Source organism: Halohasta salina, assembly GCF_024178165.1.
Taxonomy (GTDB): Archaea; Halobacteriota; Halobacteria; order Halobacteriales; family Haloferacaceae; genus Halohasta; species Halohasta salina.
Genome location: NZ_JAMZIE010000003.1, coordinates 67,491 through 88,145, shown reverse-complemented (window position 1 = coordinate 88,145; position 20,655 = coordinate 67,491). Strand labels below are relative to the sequence as shown.

Below are 20,655 nucleotides of genomic sequence, written 5' to 3'. Positions count from 1 at the left end.
CTATATTCGTCTGCGGCGCGAACAACCGGACGATGAGCGAGACGAGTGTCGAGGCCGCCGCAAAGCTGTTTCACCACGAGTGTGACTGTGGCGGGACGGTCACGATCCCGATGCGGGCCGAGCAGTACGTGATCCTCGGCGACGACGCACGGTGTCAGAGCGACGACGAGGAGGCGTGTGCGGAACTGCAGGCCGAGTACGAGGCGTGGCCCGGCTTCGAGACGGCGACCGGGAGCTGCGATCGGTGTGGAACGACGTGGGTGCAGGGGACGGCGACGGCCGTCCCACGCAACCAGTACGCCGAGGAACTGGCGTTCCACCGGCCGCTGACCTGTCCGTCCTGCCACCACCGGTTTTCGTTGTCCACCCAGTGTTATCCCAGCGAGGACGACGTGGTCGACAAACAGTTGGTCCCGTACACCGCAGCCGAGGTCCAGGCGGCCGGCGAGGCGTTCTACTCGCTGTATATGACCAAGGGGCTCGAATGCCGGTGGAACGACTACTGTGACGTCGAGACGTTCTATCTCAAGGGTCGACTCGGCGGCGACTGCGAGTCGTCGTGAGTCGGTCAGCGGCGGGAACGGGAGGAGTCGCCCGGGGGGCGGCAGCCAGAAGTCGTCGGATACCGGCAGGCGTGGCCTCCCCGCCGGAGTCGGACCTGCTTTCGACGTGCTTTTTATTGCTCATCCAGAGAGATCACGTATGGCAGATTTCACAGTCGTCGTCGCCGACCCTGCAGACGGGTCGACCTACCAGCGGGACGTGGACGGACAGGACGCCAACCGATTTATCAGCCGAGAGATCGGCGAGGAAGTAGACGGCAGCGCGGTCGGACTCGACGGCTACACCCTCGAACTCACCGGCGGATCCGACGAGACCGGTCGACCGATGCGGGAGGACGTGCCGGGGACGGGGATCGCCGAACGCCTCCTCGACGGTGGGGTCGGCTTCGAGCCCAGCCGTGACGGCGAGCGAAAACGGGTCACCGTCCGCGGCCGCACGGTCTCGGATGCCACCGCACAGATCAACGCCACGGTGACCGACAGTGACGACGGTGTCGCCGAGGCCTTCGGCGAGAGCGACGACGAGTAACCCTCCTTCGTATTTTATGCCCACTAGACTCCCCAGCGACAGCGAGACCGTCGAGACCGCCCGCGCCGAACTCGTCCGACTCGGCAGCGCCCGCCGGCAGGGGATCAGGCTCCCGGAGGCCGCAAGCGATGAGCTCGATGCCGACGACGTGATCAGGCTCGTGTTCGACGACACCGAACACCACGCTGTCGTCGCCGAGGACAGCCGCGGGCTGGTGCTCCACGGAGCCTACGACAACCGACGGCTGGCCCGGTCGACCGGCGAAGGCGACAACCGACTGGCCGCGTGGCTCCGTGATCTCGGCCGCGAATCGGGCAACAGCGTCGCCTTCGACACGGTGGTCGACGGCGAGCAGTACGGCCTCCGCACGCCGGGCGAACGGGCCATCTACACGGTCAGACAGGGGCCCCGCGATTCGCTGGCCGGCATCGCCGAGGACCTCGACGGGTAGAACTCGGTAGTCGAGTCGACGACACTGACAGCCCCGACGAGTCGGCGACACGGCCGGCGAACAACAGTCACACGCGAAGCTGGCCGCTGTCGGTGTCGATCCGGGACCGAAAATAGGTGGGATGCCGACTGATAGAACCGACAGTCGACGAGTCCGAGAGCCGGACTTAGAGTTTCACTGCCGACCGATCGACGAGCGAGTCGGGAACGCGGAGTTCCTTGACGGTCGACGCGCCAGCGGCAGTAGTGAGGGTGATCGTCACACTGTCGCCGCCTTCGAGATTACTGTCAAGAACGCCGCCAGTCCCAGTGAGGTTGAATTGGACTTCGTATCGGTCGCCTCTCTCGGTGATGACGTTATCGGTCGTAGCGGAGTCGATGATACCGATCGTAACGCCGCTTCTGTTGAGCACACCACTCGAAACCGTGTCGGACGTGACGATCTCGTAGCTCGTATCGTTGAGCTTGATATCGCCCGCACCTGCTCCTTTCGTGAGCGTGAGATTGAACCGGTCGATGGTCTCATCACCAGTAACGTTCCCGGTTGCGCTCTGGATCTCGATTCGGTCGCTGACCTGTTCCTGTGTCTCCTCACCAGTCGCTTCGGCCTGTGTCTGGAGCAGCCCGGCCGTGTTGATCAGTACGCCCGCCGCAATCGCCGCCACGAGGACCATGGCAATGAACACGATGAGTGTCCCGATACCAACTTGACCTCGATTACTAGTTTCGAACATGTGTGTGGGTATAGTCTGTATGACTGATTTACAGACAGTAAATATTACGTGACGGAATGGTCATATAAGTGTTACAGCCTCTTTATTGATTCTGATAACAGCAGGAGTTAGTCATTTGATGATGTGAAATTTTCTATCTTTCGAATAGTAGTCGGTCGGGTTCAGTATAGGGACCGTCGACACACCGATCCGGAGGAGCTCACTCACACGACAGCCGAGCAGTCGCGGCCGATTCCAAACGACTGATACGGACGGCGGTCGGAGCCGACGCATGGAGAAGCTACAGGCATTTCTTGCTGGCGAGCGACTCGACGACGTGGCGATCTACATCGACGACGGACTGCTCGGCGACGACCACAGCCTCGGGGACGCGGGCACGGCAGTCGACACCGGCATCGTGCTGGTCGTGCCCGGCGAGGCGGGACGCAACGCGTTCCAACAGGCGACCGGCATCGGCGCGATGGAGTTCGCCAAGGAGGCGATGGACCGGGACGGCGAGATCGAGGCAGCACTCGACGGCGGCGTCTGTCCGGCCGACGGCGACGGCGCCGAGCACACCATCGAGTTCGTCCTCTCGTTTGCCGAGGCCCAAAACGAGGAGGTCGGTGGCCTCTACGAGGAAGGCGACGTGATCCACGCCTACGCCCACTGTTCGTGCGGCGTCAACTTCAGCCAGAAGTGGCTCGCTGGCAGCCGCGAGCGGCCCACGCACACTGACGACTAATAAGTAGTCGGTGGCTACTCCCGGCCGGCAGGCGGTGTGCCGACACCGCCGCGGGGCAGTAGCCCACGCAGGCTCGCGGCCAGTGACCGCCGCTCGGTGCGGGCGACGACCCACAGGTAGAGTGTCAGCCCGAAGACGACGAGCGTGTTCGTCACGAGGAAAAATACCATCTCCTCGATCGGGAGGCCGGCGACCGCGAGACCGGTGGTGTGGGTCGACGAGATCGACCAGAGACCGAGCCCGATAGCGAGGCGGTCGACGACCCAGAGATAGACCGTGGGGACTACGATGGCGGCCGCGACGGTACGGCGTACCCGCCAGATGACGGGGCCGCCGAGAAACCACAGGAAGCCGAGGATCGGCGCGCCCCACACGAGGACCGCCCCGAGATAGTGGCCGGCAGTGGTAACGTACAGCCCGAACCCCGCGAGTTCGAGGGCGGCGACGGCGAGGAGGCCGGCCGGTCGGGACCGGACGGTCGTGGGTCGGTCGGGGTCGACCGAGGGGTCGAGGAACAGGAGCCAGACGCCGGCAAGGGCGGTCTGGACGAGGAAGAAGGCGAGTTCGCCGAACGGGATAACCCAGACGCGCCCGGTTACGACCCCCTCGCCATACCACCAGACACCCTGCTCGATGAGGGTGCCATCCCAGACGTAGGTGTACGAAAAGGCGATCGCCATGAGTGCGACGACCCCCAGCGCGTCGACCCAAGTCCCGAGGCTGCCACGGCCCCACGCGGCCGCGCCAAGGACGACCAGCGGGACGCCGACGGTGGCCGCGAGGTAGGCGAGATACGTCCCGGAGACGGCCGCGACCAGCTGGGAGAGGTCGATCACGGACACTCACCCCCGAGAGCCGCCGGTAGTCCGGTGGCTCCCGACGGCTCGATAGCCCTCGACGACCCGGCGTGGATTCGGTTCACGACGGGTGTATCGACGGTCGCCAGCGGTCTCAAACCGATACCAACACAGTTCGGTTAGTACTCGTGGAAGGTCTCCCCGCAGCGACGACACTCGATGGTCGTCGGGCCGAACCATCGGCGAACTTTCTCGACGGGGCCGTGACACTCCGGACAGACCCCCATCCCGCGGTCGTCGGCCGCCCGGACCGAGAGGTCCAACAGGAGGTCCTCCAGTTCGTCGATCCGCTCGGCCTGCTGTTCGACGGTCTCCTGAAGTTCGTCGACGCGTTGGTCGTAGGCCGCCGCCGAGTCGAGGTCGACGACGACGTCCTCGGCCGTCTCGGCATCGGTGTCGGCGTCGGTGTCGGTTTTAGTGTCGGCGTCGGTCGACGTGTCCTCGTCAGTCATAGCCAGTGATACGTTTCTTCGGGGGTATCAATGCCGACCCCAGCTAGTTCGCCCTCACAGGGCCCGTGACTGATGACCAGCGGTTCGCCGCCCCCGTGGCAGGCGTCGGGCCGGCGTGAACGGGACGGCACAGAGCGGTCGACGACTAAAACCAACCCCATGAGTTTGGTGGCGGTGATAACACGTCACAACCCGTAGAATGCACGTATGGGGGCACTACTGGCAGCAGTCGGGGCGACGCTCGGCGGTCGACCGGCAGCGGGCTGGCTCGTCGGCGGCGCGGTGGTGTTCGGCCTCGCGTCGCTGCTCGTGGCAGCGCGCGCGGCGGGCAGCGAGGACCGCCGAACCAGGCGGAGCCACGCGCTCGTGGCCGTCGTCTCGGCGACCAGCGTCGGGGCATACGCCCTGTTGCTGTCCGGCGTCGGAACCGTCGACGTGGCCGTACCCGATGGGGAGGCGGTGACCCTCTACTGGGCGCGGTACGTCGACTGGCTGGTGACGATGCCGCTGCTAGTAGCTGCCCTCGGCTCGGTCGCGGGGGTCGACCGGGAAACGCTGGCGAGTGCGGTCGCCACCACCGTCTTCGTGGTCGTCACGGGGATCGTGTCGACGGGACCGGTGCTGGGGGGCTACCGGTACGTCTGGGTGGGGATCGCCACGCTGGCTGTGGGCGGCGTCGGCTACTTCCTCGGCGTGGGGCTACGCGCCGATACGCGCGGCCTCGCTACCGAGACGACCGCGACCGTCGACAGGCTGGCGACGCTGCTCGGCGTCTGCTGGGTTGGCTATCCGCTGTGGTGGATTGCCGGTCCCGGTGGCGCGGGCGTGGTGTCGCCGACGGCCGCGACGGCGGGGTTCGTCGCCCTCGATCTGCTGGCGACGATCGGCTTCGCGCTCGTGTTGCTCCGGAGCCCGGCGGTTTCCGACCGGGGGGCGGCGCCGGCACCGGGAGCGGGCGATCAGGCGAGCCGACTGACGTAGCGACCGACGGCGACGATCGCGGCCGCCATCACGATGTTGAGCCCGCCAGCGACGGGTGCACCGAGGGAGATCCGGTAGGCACCGAACGTCGCCAACCCGAGGGCGACGACGAGGTGAACGGCGAAAACGAGGGTGTCTCGATCCATGGTGCGTCTCGGAGCCGGGGGGATATCAACCCGATACCGAACCAACTGGTCATCGGCCGATAGGACCTCGTCAACCGTACCCGTCTCTCAGGGATCCTGCCACTCGAAGTCGTCGGCGCGGTCGTCGACCGACGGCCGGCTCGCCTCCACTGCCGCCCGGAGGTGGCGGTGTTCGACGACCGGCTCGTCGGTGGCAGCCGTCGGGCGGTCGGTGCCGAGGGCCTCGCCCATCGCCAGCAGGCCGGCCTCGCGGACGACGCCCGCGAGATCACTGCCGGTGTAGCCGGCGGTCGCGGCGGCCAGCGCATCGAGGTCGACGCCGGCGGTCGGGACGTCGGCGAGGTGGATGGCGAGGATCTCCCGGCGGGCCGCCCGGTCGGGCAGCGGCACGGCGACCTGTCTCTCGATGCGGCCGGGGCGCAACAACGCCGGATCGATCGCGTCGGGTCGGTTGGTCGCCGCGAGCACCGCCACCTCGCCGCGGGCCGACAGACCGTCGAGTTCGGTCAACAGCTGGGAGACGACCCGCTCGGCGGCACCCGTGTCGGTCGAGCCACGGGCGGGGGCCAGCGCGTCCAGCTCGTCGAGGAAGACGACCGCGGGAGCGCTGCGTCGGGCCCGGTCGAACAGCTCCCGGACGCCGCGTTCGCTCTCGCCGACGTAGCGGTTCATCAACTCGGGGCCGTCGACCGACAGGAAGTTCGCCGCCGTGGAGGTGGCGACCGCCTTCGCCAGCAGCGTCTTGCCAGTGCCCGGCGGCCCCGACAGCAGGACGCCGGTCGGCGGCGTAATGGAGAGTCGCTCGAAGAGTTCGGGGTAGCGGAGCGGCCACTCGACGGTCCGGACGACCGTCTCGATCGCCTCATCGAGGCCGCCGATCTCCTCGTAGGAGACCGACGGGCGTTCGACCACCGTCTCGCGGAGCGCCGACGGACCGACCGCCTCGACGGCCGCATCGAACTCCGCGCGGCCGACCGTCGCCGGCCCGTCGCCGGCCCGGTCGACCGCCCGCGTCGCGGCCTCGACCACCACGGCTTCGAGGTCCGCGCCGGTGTAGCCGTGGGTGCGGGCCGCCAGCCAGTCGAGGTCGGCGTCGTCAGCCAATGGAAGGTCGGCAGCGTGGACCGCCAACACCTCGCGGCGGGCCGCCCGGTCGGGGACATCGACCCGAACCTCGCTGTCGAAACGGCCGCCGCGACGCAACGCGGGGTCGACCGCGTCGGCGCTGGAAGCCTCGCCGACGACCACGAGGTCATCGCGGTCGCGGACCCGATCGAGCAGCCACGCGACCGCCGAGGAGGCTCCCTCGTCGGAGGAAGGGGCGACCGTTTCGAGGCGCTCGATCAGGAGGATCGCTGGGGCGTCGTCGTCGGCCGCCCGGAGGACAGCCGCCAGCGACTCCCGGCTCCCGCAGTCGTTCGGCGGGACCTCGTGAATCGGGAGCCCGGCGTCGGCCGCGACCGCGCCGAGGAGCCGCGTCTTCCCCACCCCGGAGGGGCCGGCGAGCAGTACCCCCGCGGGCGGTCGCGCACCGACGGCGGCGTACCCCTCGGGATCCGCCAGCGGCCGGGCGACCAGCCGCTGGAGGGCCGCCCGTGGCTCGTCGAGACCGCCAACCCCGTCGGGAGGGACCGCCGGGACCGCCCCGTCGACCCCCGTGGGGTCGGCCGGGCGGATCGAGACGGTCGTCTCGTCGGTGACGACAGCCGGGCCGTCGGGGTCGAGGTCGACGACCGTCAGCCGGACGTCGAGGCTGCCGCCGAAGAGGTCGACGCCGATACGGTCGCCGACCGAGAGGGGGCGGCCCGCCAGCGCCCGCGAGAGGGCCTCGCTGTCGCCCGAAAGCGAGACCGAATTGGTCGGGGCGACGGTCACCGATCGGGCGGCGACCGGCTCGACGGCCGCGACGGTCACCGACGCGCCGACGGTCGACTCGGCGTTCCGGCGGACGGTATCGCCGGCGAGAACCACGCCGTCCGGCAGTTGGGGGGCGTCGTCGCCGACGACGGCGACGGTTCGCGCGCCGCCCTCGACGGCGACCGGATCGCCGACGTCGGCGCCAACTGCGCGCCGGGCACCGGGGGAGAGCCGGACGGCGTCGGTGCTCACCGACAGGCCGTTGCGGTCGGGGTCGGCGAGGGTGAGTCGAGTCGTCATAGGGGCGTTGGTAGGGAGACAAACGGGCCGAGCACCCAAAACAGCGGGCCCAATCAGTGGGGCGTGCCACACAGATTCGGCTCCGGAGTTATCCGGGCGGGGACCGAACGTCAACCCGATTGGGCCTATGTTCACCGTCACCCACCACGCCAGCATCGACGCACCGCCAGCGGAGGTGTTTTCGTTCCTCGACGACCCGCGGAACCACGTGAAGATCACGCCCGGATTGGTCGACGTCACCGACGTGACGGCGCTGCCCGAGGGCGGGAAACGCGCCGACTACCGCTACAAGCTCGCGGGAGTCACCCTCGCCGGCTCGGTCGAGGACGTCGACCGCTCGCCGGGGTCCCGGCTCGTCCAGCGGCTCTCGGGGGCGATCGACGGGACGATCAGCTACGACCTCGACGGCGACGACGGGTCGACCGAACTCCACTACGAAGCGGAGTACAGCCTCCCGGATACCGTCATCGAGACCGTCCTCGCGCCGATCGCCGAGGCGTACAACCGTCGGGAGGCCGAGGCGACCGTCGAGAACCTCAAGACGTTCATGGAGAACTGACCGCTACTCGTCGAAGAAGGCCGCAACGAGCTTCCGTTTGGCCGACTGGAGGTGCTGGTGGTACGTCGAGGGGACGATGTCCATCGACGCGGCGAGCTGTTTGCCCTCGACGCGGCGGGGCCACTCGAAGTAGCCGCTGACGTAGGCCTTTTTCAGGGCGGTGAGCTGGCGGTCGGTCAGTTGGCTCCGTAGCTCCTCGCGGAACCCCGAGGAGGTCTGTTGGGGATCGCTCTCGTGGTAGGCCACGAGGTCGACGCGGTCGTAGGTCTCCCGGAGGGCCCCCAGCACCGACTGGGCGGCCTCCTCGGTGCCGACACAGAACTCCACGGCCAGCCGGTTGCTGTCGGCGTGGAGTTCGGTCAGCCGGCTCCCGAACTCCGCGAGCACGTCGACCAGCGGCGAGTCGGTCAGCCGGAACTGGAGGACCGCCCGGTCGTCGGTGTCGGCGATCACCTCGGCGGCCGCGACACCGTCGTACTCCACGGCGCGGTCGACGACGGCGTCGGCGTCCGCACACTGGGTGCTGACCAGCGCGAGCACCCCGGGGTCCCGCTCGTTGGAGACGATCGTCTCGTAGTCGAACTGGAGGTCCAGAGCCGCCGCGAGTTGGACGAAAAACAGGTCGTCGTCGAACAGTTCGACCCCGATGGTGAGCACGGTGTCGGTCGTGATCGTCCGTTTGGTCAGCGTGTAGTTGATCGAGGTGCCGACGCTCCGGCCCAGCGAGCCGAGCAACACCCGCTCGCGGTCGTCGAAGCTGTCCGCGTGGGCGACGATACCCAACACCCCGTAGGTCGTCGAGCGGTAGGCCAGCGGGACGAGCACACAGACCTCGTCGGCGGCGAGATCGTGGAGCCGGTCGTCCTCGGTGACGACCTGGGGTTCGGTGTCTGCGACGGCTTCCTGGAGAGGTTCGAGGGCCGGGTCGTCGGCGTCGAGGGCGATCGGATCGGCGTCGACGACCCGGTCGCCGGCCTGTTGGGAGACGGTGAGCCGCTCGTCGGCCGCATCGTAGCGGCCGAGCCACGCCGCGAGGTAGGTCTCGGCGGCCCGCTCGACCAACAGCCGCTCGGTCTCGGTCCGGGACTCCCCCCGGACCAGCAGATCGGTGACGTCGTTCAACAACCCCTCGACCCGATCGAGCAGTCGGTTCAGCGACTCGCGTTCGGCCCGGAGTTCTCGCTGGGCGCGCTCGCGGTCGGTGACGTCCATCTGAAAACCGACGTAGTGAGAGACCTCGCCGTCGTCGTCGTAGATGGGGCTGACCCGGACCTGGTTCCAGAAGGGCGTCCCGTCGCGCCGGTAGTTCCGCAAAACGACCTCGGTGTCGCGTTCGGCGTCGATCCCCGCGGCGAGTTCGGCCGACTGCTCGTGGTCGGTTTCGGGACCCTGCAGAAAGCGGTGGTTGACGCCGACGGCTTCGGCCGGCGGGTAGCCCGTCACGTCCTCGAAGGCGGCGTTCATGTAGATCGACGGGATGTCGGGGGCCGTCGCGTCGGCGATGGTGATCCCGATCGGGGCCTCGTCGAGAGCACGCTCCTTCAGTCGGCGCTCGGCCTCGACCGAGAGGTCCGAGATGGGCAGCCGATCGCTCCGCTTGCGGGCGGCGTCGACGTGTGCTTCGATGGCCTCGACGACCGCCTCGTGGGCGTCGGCCGCCGCGGCCACGACGAAAGCGCTGGCGTCGGCGGCGACCAGCCGGCGGGTCAACTCCGCGTCGACCGACGACGCCAGCACCACGACCGGGAGGTCGGCGTCGACCGAACGGACGGCTTCGAGAAAGGCCACTCCGTCGAACCCCGCCTCACAGTGGGTAGCGACGACGCAGTCGACGGGCGTGTCGGTGGCGTGGTCGCGGGCATCGAGGAAGTCCCGCGACCGGCTGACTACGAACCGGTCGTCGGCCGCGAGATCCGCCGCAGTCGGCCCCTCGGGGAGCGCTTCGCCCGCGAAGAGCACCTTGATCGCCGGAGAATCACTCGACATGATAGATCTTCGGCCTGATACCACTATAGATTTGGGGCGAAATCGGCGAACGGCGAGGGGTCGACCCCGCGAGCAACCGCCGCAGCGGCGTGTTCGCCGCTGATGATCGCCATCGGCAGGCCGACGCCCGGTGAGGTAAACGCCCCCGCGTAGTAGAGGTCCTCGACGCCCGGCGCGTGATGGGCGGGGCGTAGCGGGCCGGTCTGATCGAGGGTGTGGGCCAGCCCGAGGGCGGTGCCGCCGGGGGTGTTGAACCGGTCGGCAAACGTCGAGACCGACGCCGACCGCTCGACGACGATCCGACCGCGCAGGTCGACGCCGATCCGGGCGGCGAGGTCGGCCAACACCGCATCACGGAACGACGCCTGCCGATCGGGGTCGTCGTCGAGTCCCGGCGCGATCGGGACGAGGACGACGACCGCGTGGTGGCCATCGGGGGCGACCGAGTCGTCGGTCTTCGAGGTCACCGAGAGGTAGTAGGCCGGGTCCTCGGGCCACCCCGGCTCCTCGAAGATCCGGTCGAAATGAGGGTCCCAGTCGTCGGGGAACACGAGGCTGTGGTGGGCCAGCGGGTCGACGTCGCCCTCGACGCCGAGATACAGCATGAACGCCGAGGGGCCGTAGGTCTGCTCGTCCCAGTAGGCTGGGTCCCGACCCCGGTCGGCCGGGAGCAACTCCCGCTCGACGTGGGCCGGGTTGGCGTTGGCGACGACGCTGTCGGCGACGTGGCTCCCCGCATCGCTGTCGACTCGAATCCCATCGGCGACCGGTTCGAGCGCGGTCACCGCTTCCCCAGTACGGTAGTCGACGCCTAACTCCCGGCCAAGGGAGACCAGCGCCTCGACGAGGCTGTACATGCCGCCCTCGGGGTAGTAGACGCCGTGCTCGAAGTCGACGTGGGCCATGAGGTGGTACAGCGAGGGGGTGTCGTGAGGCGACCCCCCGAGGAACACCAGCGTGTACTGGAGCAGTTGCTGGAGTTTCGGATGCTCGAAGTAGCCTTCGACGAACGACTGCATCGAGCCGAGATGCTTCAGCGCCGGGGCTGCCTGAATTATCTCGGGATCCACGAGGTCCCGCAGCCGCGAGCGGTCGGTGTAGACGAACCGGTCCATCCCGATCTCGAAGGTCCGCCGGGCGCTCGCCAGATACTCGTCGAGGGCGGCGGCAGCCCCCTCCTCGTAGGACTCGAAGAGCCGGCGGGTGCGGTCGAGGTCGGGGGTGATATCGAGGCGGTCGCCGTCCTTGAAGAACACCCGGTACTGGGGGTCGAGTCGTTCGAGGTCGTAGTAGTCGCCCGGCGACCGGCCGAAGTGGCCGAAGAACCGCTCGAAGGTCTCGGGCATCATGTACCACGAGGGGCCGGTGTCGAAGCTGAACCCCTCGGCTTCGAGTCGACCGGTGACGCCGCCGAGTTGGTCGTTCTGTTCGACGACCGTGACGGTCGCGCCCGCGTCAGCGAGATAACAGGCCGCCGACAGGCCCGCGATCCCGCCGCCGACGACCGTCACGGTCTCGTCGTGGTGTGGGGTGCCGTCTCTCATTGGTCTCGTGTTCGCTGTCGTTCGGTCCGCCCGGTTCTCCGCGACCGCCGGGGGTGGCTCACGGCACGTACCAGATCCCTCGCTCGCGGTCGAGCCACGCGCCGACGACGACGTGGGGCAGCGCGATGATGCTGATGAAGACGCTCCAGAACGCCACCAGTCCGGACAACAGGTCGGCCCCGCCGAGGGGCTGTGGTGACCACACCCACAGCGCGGCCGCCAGCCCGAAGGTGGCGATGCTGCCGGCGATCAACACGCCCCACGAGACCAGCGCGACCCGCTCGGGATCGTCGGATTCGAGCCCGGAAAGGAGGCCGTCGGCCTCGGCGTCGAGCCGGTCGTCGACGGCGGTCGTGCGGGCGACCTGCCGGGCGGAGTACCACAGCGGGAAGTAGAGCCCGACGGCGATGACGACCGGCACTGCCGCGAAGTAGGCGACCAACAGCAGCGACTCGGCGGCGTCAGCGATAAACGAGCCCGACCCCGTCACATACCAGTAGCCGACGCCGAGATGGGCGGCCACCAGCGCGGCGTAGCCGCCACCGGCCAGCAGGCTGCGCTGTTGGAACTCGGCGAAGCCGATCATCGCGGCGGGATCGAAGATGCTCACCATGATGTCGCTGAACGCGTAGAACGTCTCCGGCCAGAACACCATCGGCACGATCATCACGGCGCCGCCACGGACCGCCGCCGCCAGCCAGCGCTGGGGCCGCGAGCGGATGTGGTCGGTGCCGTACAGCGCCTCAACGACGTGGACGTCGCCGAACCCGCCTTTGGCCATGGCGACGCCGACCGCGAGGATCAGCCCCGCCACCGGCGAGAGGAAGAACAGCCCGACGAACAGCCCGATCCCGAGCAGGTAGGTCACGATGTACCGACCCTGAAACGCCGCCGCCCGCCGCCGGAGGTTGGCGAAATGCTCGTAGCCGCCGTGGGGGAGGTTCATCGCGACCATCCCCAACAGGTAGATCCCCGCCTGCGTGGTCAGCGGAACCCGCAGGCCGGCCAGTCGGCCGATGAGGAAGCCGACCGTGAGCCCGATCATCACCACCCGCGAGACGGTCAGCGAAATCCCACCGGTCGACGGGCGAACCACCGCTCGGAGTCCGCGATAACGCTCGGTGTTCATGGTTGTCAATGGGAGCGGACGGAGAATTAAAAACAGTCCAAATTAGTGGGGTATGCTGATACGTACAGGTAGGTAATATTTAACCCAGCGCCGGGCCTGTATCAACCGTGGGAATCACGGAGCTCCAGTGCCCGCAGTGTGGGGCGGACGTTCGGATGGGACTTCCGAAGGAGTCGGTCGTGAAGTCGGTGACTGCAGCCGACCGCCCCGACACGAGTGGACCGCGACAGAAGGCCCGTCAGCTCACGTGTCACAACGACCACGAGTTTTTCGTCCTCTTCGAGTGGTGATCGGAGAGACTGTCTGCGAGTCGACAGTAGGCGCTGACTACCGGTAGCCGCGACGGGTGGGACCTGTGGTAGTTACCTATTAACCCGGTGTACTGTTTCGGTATGCCGTGGGTCGACGCGGCAGCGCGTCGGACGGCGGCAGTTCGGGGAGGGTCGAGGGTGTGTTGGAATACCGTACTGTTTGGGATGTAGAATTACTCCCGGAAAGCAACAAGCATAGCTTGTATGTCGGGACTCACACCAACGGCGGCAAGTGTCGTACTCCAGTTCGGAGAAATAACGGCGCGGCCGGAGTGGATCTGGCTCGCCCTTGGGACGGCACTGATGGGACTCGGGACGCTGTACTTCATGGCACGCGCCATGGGTGTCGAAGATCCCAGTGCCAAGAAGTTCTACGCGATCACGACGCTGATCCCGGCTATCGCGTTCACGATGTACCTCGCAATGCTGCTCGGGTTCGGCCTCACCGAGGTCGAGGTCGCCGGGCAGATGTTGGACATCTACTGGGCCCGGTACGCCGACTGGCTGTTCACCACGCCGCTGCTGTTGCTCGACCTGGCGCTGTTGGTCGACGCCGACCGCGGCACGATCATCGGGCTCGTTGGCGCTGACGGCATCATGATCGTCACCGGCCTGATCGGCGCGCTGACCGAGGTCTACGAGTACCGGTTCGTCTGGTGGGCCATCAGCACCGCAGCGATGCTGTACATCCTGTACGTGCTGTTCTTCGGCTTCACTCGCAAAGCCGCGGCGATGCGGGAAGACGTCGGCTCAACGTTCCGCGTCCTGCGGAATCTGACGATCATTCTCTGGTCGGCCTACCCCGTGGTCTGGCTGTTCGGGACCGAAGGCGTCGGCGCGATTCCGCTCAGCGTCGAGACCCTGCTGTTCATGATCCTCGACGTGAGCGCGAAGGTCGGCTTCGGGCTACTGTTGCTCCGTAGCCGCGCCATCTTCGGTGATACGAGCGCACCCGAACCGTCGGCCGAGGGCGCGGCCGCCGCAGCCGGCGACTGATCGGCACCGACTACCGGACGATCACCACACTCCTTTTTGCGGGGTCCGACCCCGCAGCCGTTTCAGTCGGTACCCGCAGGCGGCGTCGACCGATCGGCCGTGACGGCTTCGGGATCGAACTCGTGTTCGGCCATGTTCGGCTCCAGGCCGGCCCGTTCGATCACCTCGATGTCGGTGGCCGCCGACTGGCCGTCGGTCGTGAGGTAGTCGCCGGTCAACAGACCGTCGGCACCCGCCTCGAAGGGCCAGTGTTGGTCGTCTTCGGCGAGGTTGACCTCCCGACCCCCCGTCAGCCGGACGCGAGCCGTGGGATGCAACAATCGGTAGACGGCAATCGTCTTGATGAGGTCGACCGTCGAGATCGCGGCGGTCTCCCGATCGCCCAGCGGGGTGCCCGCGACCGGATTCAGGATGTTGACCGGCAGCGAGGAGACGCCGATCTTTCGGAGTTCGAGCGCGGCGTCGACCCGATCGGCGGGGCTCTCGCCCATCCCCACGATGACGCCCGCACAGAGGTCCAGCCCGGCGTTTTTCGCCCGGCGCAGGGTTTTGAGCCGATCCGCGAAACTGTGGGTCGAGACGATCTCCGAGAAGTAGCGCGGTGAGGTCTCGATGTTGTGGTTGTAGTGGTTCAGCCCCTCCTCGGCGAGAATCTCGGCCTCTTCTTCGGTGAGCAGGCCCAGCGAGGCGTCGACCGCCACGTCGGTTGCGTCCCGGACGAGCCGGATGGCCCGAACCACGTCAGCCCACTCCTCGGGGCGTTGCTCCCTGCTGACGCCCTTTTCGGCGACGACGATCCCGAACCGCTGGGCCCCGTCCCGTTCGGCGCGTTTTGCGGCGTCGAGGATCTCCTCGGGATCGAGCAGGCCATGGGTGTCGATCCCGGTGTCGAAGTGGGCCGACTGGGCACAGAAGCCGCAGTCCTCGGCGCAGTTGCCCGCCTTCGCGTTGACGATGCTACAGGCGTCGACGGTACCGTCGCCCAACGCCGCTCGGACCGCGTCGGCGGCCGCCGCGAGGTCGTCGACCGGCTGGGCCAACAGGGCGATCGCATCGGTCCGGTCGAGCCGGCCACCATCGAGAACGCGGTCGACGGCGGCGGCGATCGTCCGGTTATCAGTTTCGTAAACCACAGTTTGGATGGCAGTTTACAGAATTATAAACGTCGGGGTGGGCACACCGCTATCGGCGTGGAGTAGCCGACCGCCGTCGACCGTGTCGACGGGAACTCAGTCGGTGAGTTATCCATTAATTGGTATTTAATGGCATACCTGTGTTCGATCGAACCATGAGTTGTCATAATAATACAGATTTTTGTGTCGAAATACAATACAGTCCGAGATAGCGGCCGGCGGCGCACCGATCGGGCCGCTCGGAGGAGGCGGTCCCCGACGAGTCCGAGCCGATAGACCGACGACCCAGTCATGAATCCAGATATCACAACCGAAGACCGCTTTCGGCGGTTGTTCGATCGGATCGAAGACGCCGTCGTCGAGTTCCTCGTCGACGACGGCGTGCCGGTGATCGCCGACGTCAACCGGACGTTCACGGAGGTGTTCGGCTACGAGGCCGACGAGATCGAGGGGCGGCCGTTGAACGACTTCATCGTCCCGATAACCGAACGACACGAGGCCGAAGAGTTCGACCAGCGGGCCACGGGCGGGCTCTCAACGGTCGGCTTCGTCCGCGGGCTCACCGTCGACGGGAGCCGGACGTTCATCTATCAAGGGGCCTCGACGACCGGGGACCACGGGTTCGCGTTCTACACCGAGGTCAGCGACGAACTCCGCCGGAAGCGGCATATCGACGTGCTCCACCGGATCCTCCGGCACAACCTCCGCAACGAGGTCAACGTCGTCCTCGGAAAGGCCGAATCGATCATCGCCAAGACCGATGAGCCGGAGCTCCAGCGTGACGCGGCGGTCGCAAAGGAGGCCGCGACGAAACTCGCACGCCTCAGCGACGAGGCCAAAACCGTCGAGAACGTGCTTGGGAGCCCGCCAGAGCTCGAAGCAGTCGACGTCGTGCCCATCGTCGACGAAGTCGTCGCGGACTGCAAACGACAGTTCGACGACCCCGAGATCGTCGTCGACCTCCCGTCGTCGCTGGTCGTCCGTGCCGACAGCCGACTGGAAGCCGTCTTCGAGAGCCTACTGGACAACGCGGTCCGCTACAACAGCCAGCCGGCACACGTACGGATCGACGCCACCCCGGTCGACCGATCGACGATCGAACTCGCCGTGGCCGACAACGGGCCGGGGATCCCGGAGGCCGAAACGGAGATCATCACGACCGCCGAGCCGATCAGCCAACTCAAACACGGCAGCGGGCTCGGGCTGTGGCTCGTCAAGTGGATCGTCGAGATGTACGACGGCGAACTCGCCATCGAAACCCCCGACAGCGGCGGGACTGTCGTCCGGGTTCGGCTCACTTACCACGCGTGCGAAGAAGCTACCTGACGACTCGACCACGAACGTCGACCGTCTCGACTACTCGCTGTCGGCGTCTTCGGCTTCCGATCGGTCGGCCGACGAGTCGGCTTCCTCGGCGACGCGCTCGAAGGCAGCCAGAATGACCCGTTTGGCCGTCTCGCCCTCGGTCGTCCAGTGGGCGGCATAGTCCATCATGTCGTCGTAGATGTCGGGTTTACAGCCCGCGGCCTTCGGGTGGCCGCCGCCGTTGACCTGCCGGGCGACCAGATGGGCCGCCTCGAAATCCTCGCTGCCGCGAATGGACGCGCTACCGGACGGTTTGACGATCACGGCAGCGTCGGCCCCCGCCTCGCGGAGCCCGTCGGCGACCTCGTTCTGCGAGCAGCGACCGTAGGTGACGCCGACGGTCCACGGGCCGACCGATTTGTACGCAGCGCGGTCGACCGCCAGCTCGATCAACTGCTCCTTTTCGACGCGGCGGTGGGCGATGTAGTCGTCGACTACCTCGGGGAGTTCCGCGCCGTAGGCACCGACTACCGCGGCGTACTCCTCGGCTGAGGTCCAGTAGGCGTAGTCAGCGAGGTCCTTGCTCCGGGGATCGTCGTTGAGCCACAGGTCGTGGTCCCGTGTCACTTCGGCGAGTTCGGTAAACCGCTCGTCGAAATCGTACGCCAGCGACCGCAGGGCGACGTCGGTACTACACTCCTCGTCGGAGTCGCCGACCACGAGGTCGACGCCGGCCTCGCCGACCGCCTCGGCGACCGCGTCGGGCCACTGGTGGTGGTCGTACCACGAGACGCGACCGCTCCGGTCGACGATCGCTTCGAGCGGCTCGGCTATGGCGTCGTACTCGTCGGGCGCGATATCGCAGACGAAGACGTCGACGCCCGCGGCGGCGTACTCGGCGACGTATTCGAGGGATTCGGAAAGCGAGTGTGGCCCCGACGCCAGCAGTGCGACCGGCGATTCCGGCTCCGGCTCGTCGGTGGCGTCGTCGGCCTCGTCGGCCTCGTCGGCGTCGTCGGCCGCATCGTCGTCGTCGAGTCGGGCCTCGATCTCCTCGAGGAAGGGGTCGACATCGAGAGCGGCGTCGTAAACCTCACGAACGAGGGCGATACAACCCAGTCCGTCGGCGTCCGAATCGGTGACGACGACGGCCTCAGCGCCGTCGATCGCCTCCCGTGCGCGCTCCTCGGTGCGGTCTTCGTCGAGCGAGTCGGGATAGAAGAAGCCGGTTCCCGGCAGCAGCGACCGGCGGCGGAGTGGCAGCTCGCTGCTGTCGATAAGTTGGTCGTCCATGGCAGTAGACGGAGGGCCGACCGTGAAAAGCCTCCGTTAGTCGACGGCTACCGATCTATCGTGTCGGTAGTCGACGACTACGCGTCGTCGCCCGCGAGCTGCCGAACGGTCAACACGGGGACCGGACAGGTACGGACGACGCGTTCGGCGACGCTCCCGATCAAAAACCGGTTTTCGCCGTGGCGGCCCCGCGTGCCGGTGGCGACGACGTCCGCGTCGACTTCGCGGGCGTAGCTGCCGATCTCGGTGGCGGGGCGACCCTCCCGGACGGCGGTCGTCACCGGCTGGCCGGTCGACTCGGCGACTGCCGACAGCGCCTCGGACGCCTGCTCGGAGAGGGCCTCCCGGAGCTGGTCGCGGACCGTCTCCGGCGAGGAGCTGACCTCGTCGGCGTCGACCACCGACAGTGCGTGGACCGTCGCGTCGAACCGCTCGGCGAGATCTAGTGCCACCGCGACGGCCCGGCTGACGCTGTCGGAGCCGTCGGTCGCAATCACGATCGTCTCGAACATGGACGGGCGTTCGACCGCCGATGATATAAATGACGACATCGAGGGACGGAGGGGAGTGTTTTTGAAGCCCTCGGTGTAATCGGAGGATATGGCGGAACTCGAAGTCGACCTGGTGGTCGTGCCGATCGACGGGAGCGAGGAGTCACGGACGGCCGTCGAGTACGCGATCACGATCGCCGACAGGTACGACGCGTCGGTCCACGCGCTGTACGTCCTCGGGGAGCCGACCGTCCGGGCACTGGACGACGGCGCGGTCGCCGAGGCCGAAGTCGCCGACGACACCGAAGCCGTCAGCGACGCGATCACCGATCTCGCCGCCGAGGCCGGCGTCGAACTCACCACCTCGATCGCGGCGGGCTTTTCGACGGCGGTCAAGACGCTCCATCCGGGCGGGGTCGTTCTCGATACGGCCGAGGCGGTCGAGGCGGACTTCATCGTCGTCCCGCGGGAACCCGCAGCCGACGCTCAAAGCGACGTCCTCGAAACGGCGGCCGAATACGTGTTGCTGTACGCGAGCCAGCCCGTTCTGTCGGTGTAACGACGGGAGTAGGCGTCGACTACTTATACGGGTAGTCAATCGGTCTCGCCGAGCCGGATCGCCATCTCGAGTTCGAAGCTCTCGGCACCGGTGGTTTCGAAGCCGACCTTCTCGTAGAGCGAGACCGCGGGGTGGTTCCAGCGCTCGACGGTGAGCCAGACCTTGTGAATCCCGTGGGTTGCACCGTAGCCGAGCAGCGACTCGATGAGGTGGGTGCCGATGCCGGCCTCCTGGTAGGCTTGCAGGACGAAGATCGCCAGCTCGTAGTCGTCGTCGCCGTCGGGGACCAGCGTCGAGTGGCCCGCGACGGTCTCGCCGTCCCACGCGATCACGTTCAGACAGTCCTCCGAGAGGATCCCTTCGAGCCACGTTCGGACGCGGGACTCCTTGCCCGGTGGGATCCCTTGGGCGCGGTCGGCGGGATCGAAGGCGGTGTACATCTCGACGAGCGCCTCGAAGGCCGCGGTCGACCCATCGTAGGGGCGGATTTCTATTTTCCTGTCCTCGCGGTCGGTGAAGGAAAGCGGCGGCTCCTCGAAGGGCCCCGAGGCGGCTTCCGGGTAGCGACGGTCGCCAGTCATCGGACGAGCGTCACCGTGATGTGGGAGTTCAACAGGACGAACTCCGCGGTTTGGTCGATGCTGATCTTCCCCATCGGGCTGGTGGTGTTGCCGCCGAGGACGATCTCGTCGAACGCCTCGGATTCGGCGATCGCAACCAGCTCGCTTCCCGGCTGCCCCTCGACGTGGCGGACCGTGACCGACAGCTCCGTGTCGGCCACCAGCGACTCGGCGCGCTCGGCGAGCGCCTCCCGGCTGTCGGCCTCGGGGTCGGGATCGGTGATGGCGACCGTAAGCTCGTCGCCGGCGTCGGCTGCCCGCTCGACGGTGCGTTCGAGCGCGTCGACCGACGCCTCGCTGCCGTCGAACGCCAGTAGAACCTTCATATACACTCCCCTTGGAGCGACCCCGCAAAAACGTTATCCGTCGACTCACAGGTTCGGTGCCACCGGCACAGCGGTCCCGAGCCGCCCCACGACAACCCTTTTGGGAGGGCCGTCCGGAGGGTGCGTATGGACGACGCCGCGAACGCGGTCGACGAAGACGCGGTCGACGAAGACGTGGTCGACGAAGGCGCTGCGACCACCGAGGGCGGCGAGGAGGCCGTCCCCGAGGACGTCAGGAAATACGAGCGGTTCACCAAGATGGACGGCGCGCAGTACGACCGGGTCAACGAGTTCCTTCGGGATCGGACGTACGTCACTGCCCGCGAGTGGGCGATCGCCCGGCTCTGTGCGGATTTCCGCACCGAGACCGGCGTCGAGATGACCAAGATCGGCGAGAACCTCCCCCGGCTGGTCCCTTTCATGACCGACACCTACACGCCGCAGGCGGTCAATCAGGCCCGGTCGTCGTTCGAAGACAAGGTGACGACCGCGGGCGCGACCTTCCTCTACGGCGCAATGTCGGGCTTCTTCACGGCCGAAGAACTCGACGACCTGATGTACGAAGTCACCGAGGTCGCCAAGTTCCTCTTGGAGGTCGAGGGCGTCGACCTCGGGGTCAGCGAGGAACTCGACGCCGAAGAGCGGATCTCCTCGGTGATGCGAGAAGTCCGGGCCGAAAGCGCCGAACTCCGGGCCGAGGAGGTCGAGTGTCCCAACTGTGGCCACAGCCACGTCCCCGAGGAGTCGACCTGAGATTCATCAACGCCAGCGACAGTCATGCCAACCACCAAGAGTTTTGATAGGGCGAGT

The 20,655-nt window shown here is 67.2% G+C and carries 23 protein-coding genes and 1 pseudogene; 11 read left to right on the top strand and 13 right to left on the bottom strand.

Annotation, left to right across the window (positions count from 1 at the left end; genetic code table 11):
* Window positions 1–32 precede the first annotated feature (32 nt).
* The 3 genes from NKJ34_RS07545 (at window position 33) to NKJ34_RS07535 (ending at window position 1,543) form a co-directional block, all read left to right on the top strand.
* Window positions 33–563, top strand: coding sequence for a hypothetical protein (locus NKJ34_RS07545; protein WP_253737682.1), 531 nt, complete (start codon window positions 33–35; stop codon window positions 561–563).
* A 139-nt stretch (window positions 564–702) separates the two neighbouring features.
* Entirely contained in the window at window positions 703–1,092 is a 390-nt protein-coding gene (locus NKJ34_RS07540) for a 30S ribosomal protein S6e (protein WP_253737681.1), read from the top strand.
* 16 nt (window positions 1,093–1,108) lie between these two features.
* The gene (locus NKJ34_RS07535) at window positions 1,109–1,543 is read left to right on the top strand and encodes a DUF7112 family protein (protein ID WP_253737680.1); all 435 of its coding nucleotides are present in this window, start codon (window positions 1,109–1,111) and stop codon (window positions 1,541–1,543) included.
* A gap of 166 nt (window positions 1,544–1,709) precedes the next feature.
* On the opposite strand, the gene NKJ34_RS07530 is transcribed toward NKJ34_RS07535, so the two are convergent.
* Window positions 1,710–2,276 carry an archaellin/type IV pilin N-terminal domain-containing protein gene (locus NKJ34_RS07530; RefSeq protein ID WP_253737679.1) on the bottom strand — a complete coding sequence of 189 codons (567 nt, stop codon included), beginning with the start codon at window positions 2,274–2,276 and terminating at the stop codon, window positions 1,710–1,712.
* A gap of 271 nt (window positions 2,277–2,547) precedes the next feature.
* On the opposite strand from NKJ34_RS07530, the gene NKJ34_RS07525 reads away from it, so the two are divergent.
* The gene (locus NKJ34_RS07525) at window positions 2,548–3,000 is read left to right on the top strand and encodes a DUF5807 family protein (protein ID WP_253737678.1); all 453 of its coding nucleotides are present in this window, start codon (window positions 2,548–2,550) and stop codon (window positions 2,998–3,000) included.
* A gap of 14 nt (window positions 3,001–3,014) precedes the next feature.
* Here NKJ34_RS07525 and NKJ34_RS07520 read toward each other — a convergent pair whose 3' ends face one another.
* Both NKJ34_RS07520 and NKJ34_RS07515 read right to left on the bottom strand, forming a co-directional pair.
* Window positions 3,015–3,836 carry a lycopene cyclase domain-containing protein gene (locus NKJ34_RS07520; RefSeq protein WP_253737677.1) on the bottom strand — a complete coding sequence of 274 codons (822 nt, stop codon included), beginning with the start codon at window positions 3,834–3,836 and terminating at the stop codon, window positions 3,015–3,017.
* 140 nt (window positions 3,837–3,976) lie between these two features.
* Complete coding sequence (locus tag NKJ34_RS07515; protein WP_253737676.1) at window positions 3,977–4,309, bottom strand: hypothetical protein; 333 nt, start codon at window positions 4,307–4,309, stop codon at window positions 3,977–3,979.
* A 207-nt stretch (window positions 4,310–4,516) separates the two neighbouring features.
* Here NKJ34_RS07515 and NKJ34_RS07510 point away from each other — a divergent pair, with 207 nt between their 5' ends.
* Window positions 4,517–5,290: a bacteriorhodopsin gene (locus NKJ34_RS07510; RefSeq protein WP_253737675.1), complete on the top strand. Its 774-nt coding sequence runs from the start codon at window positions 4,517–4,519 to the stop codon at window positions 5,288–5,290.
* Here the strand turns inward: NKJ34_RS07510 and NKJ34_RS07505 are convergent.
* Together NKJ34_RS07505 and NKJ34_RS07500 are read right to left on the bottom strand one after the other, a co-directional pair.
* Complete coding sequence (locus NKJ34_RS07505; RefSeq protein WP_253737674.1) at window positions 5,269–5,436, bottom strand: DUF7533 family protein; 168 nt, start codon at window positions 5,434–5,436, stop codon at window positions 5,269–5,271. The genes NKJ34_RS07510 and NKJ34_RS07505 overlap by 22 nt on opposite strands.
* Before the next feature lie 87 nt (window positions 5,437–5,523).
* Window positions 5,524–7,593 (bottom strand): AAA family ATPase, encoded by a 2,070-nt coding sequence (locus NKJ34_RS07500; protein ID WP_253737673.1) that lies wholly within the window; start codon window positions 7,591–7,593, stop codon window positions 5,524–5,526.
* A 127-nt stretch (window positions 7,594–7,720) separates the two neighbouring features.
* Here NKJ34_RS07500 and NKJ34_RS07495 point away from each other — a divergent pair, with 127 nt between their 5' ends.
* Complete coding sequence (locus NKJ34_RS07495; RefSeq protein WP_253737672.1) at window positions 7,721–8,152, top strand: SRPBCC family protein; 432 nt, start codon at window positions 7,721–7,723, stop codon at window positions 8,150–8,152.
* Between the two features lie 3 nt (window positions 8,153–8,155).
* Here the strand turns inward: NKJ34_RS07495 and NKJ34_RS07490 are convergent, their stop codons facing one another.
* From NKJ34_RS07490 to NKJ34_RS07480, 3 genes and pseudogenes are all read right to left on the bottom strand, one after another.
* Window positions 8,156–10,138 carry a bacterio-opsin activator domain-containing protein gene (locus NKJ34_RS07490; RefSeq protein ID WP_253737671.1) on the bottom strand — a complete coding sequence of 661 codons (1,983 nt, stop codon included), beginning with the start codon at window positions 10,136–10,138 and terminating at the stop codon, window positions 8,156–8,158.
* Between the two features lie 23 nt (window positions 10,139–10,161).
* Window positions 10,162–11,691: pseudogene (locus tag NKJ34_RS07485) on the bottom strand (phytoene desaturase family protein); the annotation flags it as partial.
* Window positions 11,692–11,740: 49 nt separating this feature from the next.
* The gene (locus tag NKJ34_RS07480; protein WP_253737669.1) at window positions 11,741–12,811 is read right to left on the bottom strand and encodes a Brp/Blh family beta-carotene 15,15'-dioxygenase; all 1,071 of its coding nucleotides are present in this window, start codon (window positions 12,809–12,811) and stop codon (window positions 11,741–11,743) included.
* Window positions 12,812–12,918: 107 nt separating this feature from the next.
* Between NKJ34_RS07480 and brz the strand changes: the two genes are divergently transcribed.
* Both brz and NKJ34_RS07470 read left to right on the top strand, forming a co-directional pair.
* On the top strand, window positions 12,919–13,101 hold the full coding sequence (gene brz / locus NKJ34_RS07475) for a transcriptional regulator Brz (RefSeq protein WP_253737668.1): 183 nt from the start codon (window positions 12,919–12,921) through the stop codon (window positions 13,099–13,101).
* A gap of 225 nt (window positions 13,102–13,326) precedes the next feature.
* Window positions 13,327–14,118 carry a bacteriorhodopsin gene (locus NKJ34_RS07470; protein WP_256488650.1) on the top strand — a complete coding sequence of 264 codons (792 nt, stop codon included), beginning with the start codon at window positions 13,327–13,329 and terminating at the stop codon, window positions 14,116–14,118.
* Between the two features lie 62 nt (window positions 14,119–14,180).
* Here NKJ34_RS07470 and bioB read toward each other — a convergent pair whose 3' ends face one another.
* Window positions 14,181–15,251: a biotin synthase BioB gene (gene bioB, locus NKJ34_RS07465; RefSeq protein WP_253737667.1), complete on the bottom strand. Its 1,071-nt coding sequence runs from the start codon at window positions 15,249–15,251 to the stop codon at window positions 14,181–14,183.
* A 291-nt stretch (window positions 15,252–15,542) separates the two neighbouring features.
* Between bioB and NKJ34_RS07460 the strand changes: the two genes are divergently transcribed.
* The gene (locus NKJ34_RS07460; RefSeq protein ID WP_253737666.1) at window positions 15,543–16,577 is read left to right on the top strand and encodes a PAS domain-containing sensor histidine kinase; all 1,035 of its coding nucleotides are present in this window, start codon (window positions 15,543–15,545) and stop codon (window positions 16,575–16,577) included.
* 30 nt (window positions 16,578–16,607) lie between these two features.
* Here NKJ34_RS07460 and NKJ34_RS07455 read toward each other — a convergent pair whose 3' ends face one another.
* Both NKJ34_RS07455 and NKJ34_RS07450 read right to left on the bottom strand, forming a co-directional pair.
* Entirely contained in the window at window positions 16,608–17,849 is a 1,242-nt protein-coding gene (locus NKJ34_RS07455; RefSeq protein WP_253737665.1) for a DHH family phosphoesterase, read from the bottom strand.
* A 77-nt stretch (window positions 17,850–17,926) separates the two neighbouring features.
* Entirely contained in the window at window positions 17,927–18,361 is a 435-nt protein-coding gene (locus NKJ34_RS07450) for a universal stress protein (RefSeq protein ID WP_253737664.1), read from the bottom strand.
* Window positions 18,362–18,449: 88 nt separating this feature from the next.
* On the opposite strand from NKJ34_RS07450, the gene NKJ34_RS07445 reads away from it, so the two are divergent.
* The gene (locus NKJ34_RS07445) at window positions 18,450–18,899 is read left to right on the top strand and encodes a universal stress protein (RefSeq protein ID WP_253737663.1); all 450 of its coding nucleotides are present in this window, start codon (window positions 18,450–18,452) and stop codon (window positions 18,897–18,899) included.
* Window positions 18,900–18,934: 35 nt separating this feature from the next.
* Here the strand turns inward: NKJ34_RS07445 and NKJ34_RS07440 are convergent, their stop codons facing one another.
* Window positions 18,935–19,480 carry a GNAT family N-acetyltransferase gene (locus tag NKJ34_RS07440; protein ID WP_253737662.1) on the bottom strand — a complete coding sequence of 182 codons (546 nt, stop codon included), beginning with the start codon at window positions 19,478–19,480 and terminating at the stop codon, window positions 18,935–18,937.
* Window positions 19,477–19,845, bottom strand: a complete 369-nt coding sequence (locus NKJ34_RS07435) for a universal stress protein (protein WP_253737661.1) — start codon at window positions 19,843–19,845, stop codon at window positions 19,477–19,479. The genes NKJ34_RS07440 and NKJ34_RS07435 overlap by 4 nt, the downstream gene beginning before the upstream one ends.
* Here NKJ34_RS07435 and NKJ34_RS07430 point away from each other — a divergent pair, their 5' ends adjacent.
* Entirely contained in the window at window positions 19,846–20,598 is a 753-nt protein-coding gene (locus NKJ34_RS07430) for a DUF5806 family protein (RefSeq protein WP_425491805.1), read from the top strand.
* Window positions 20,599–20,655 lie beyond the last annotated feature (57 nt).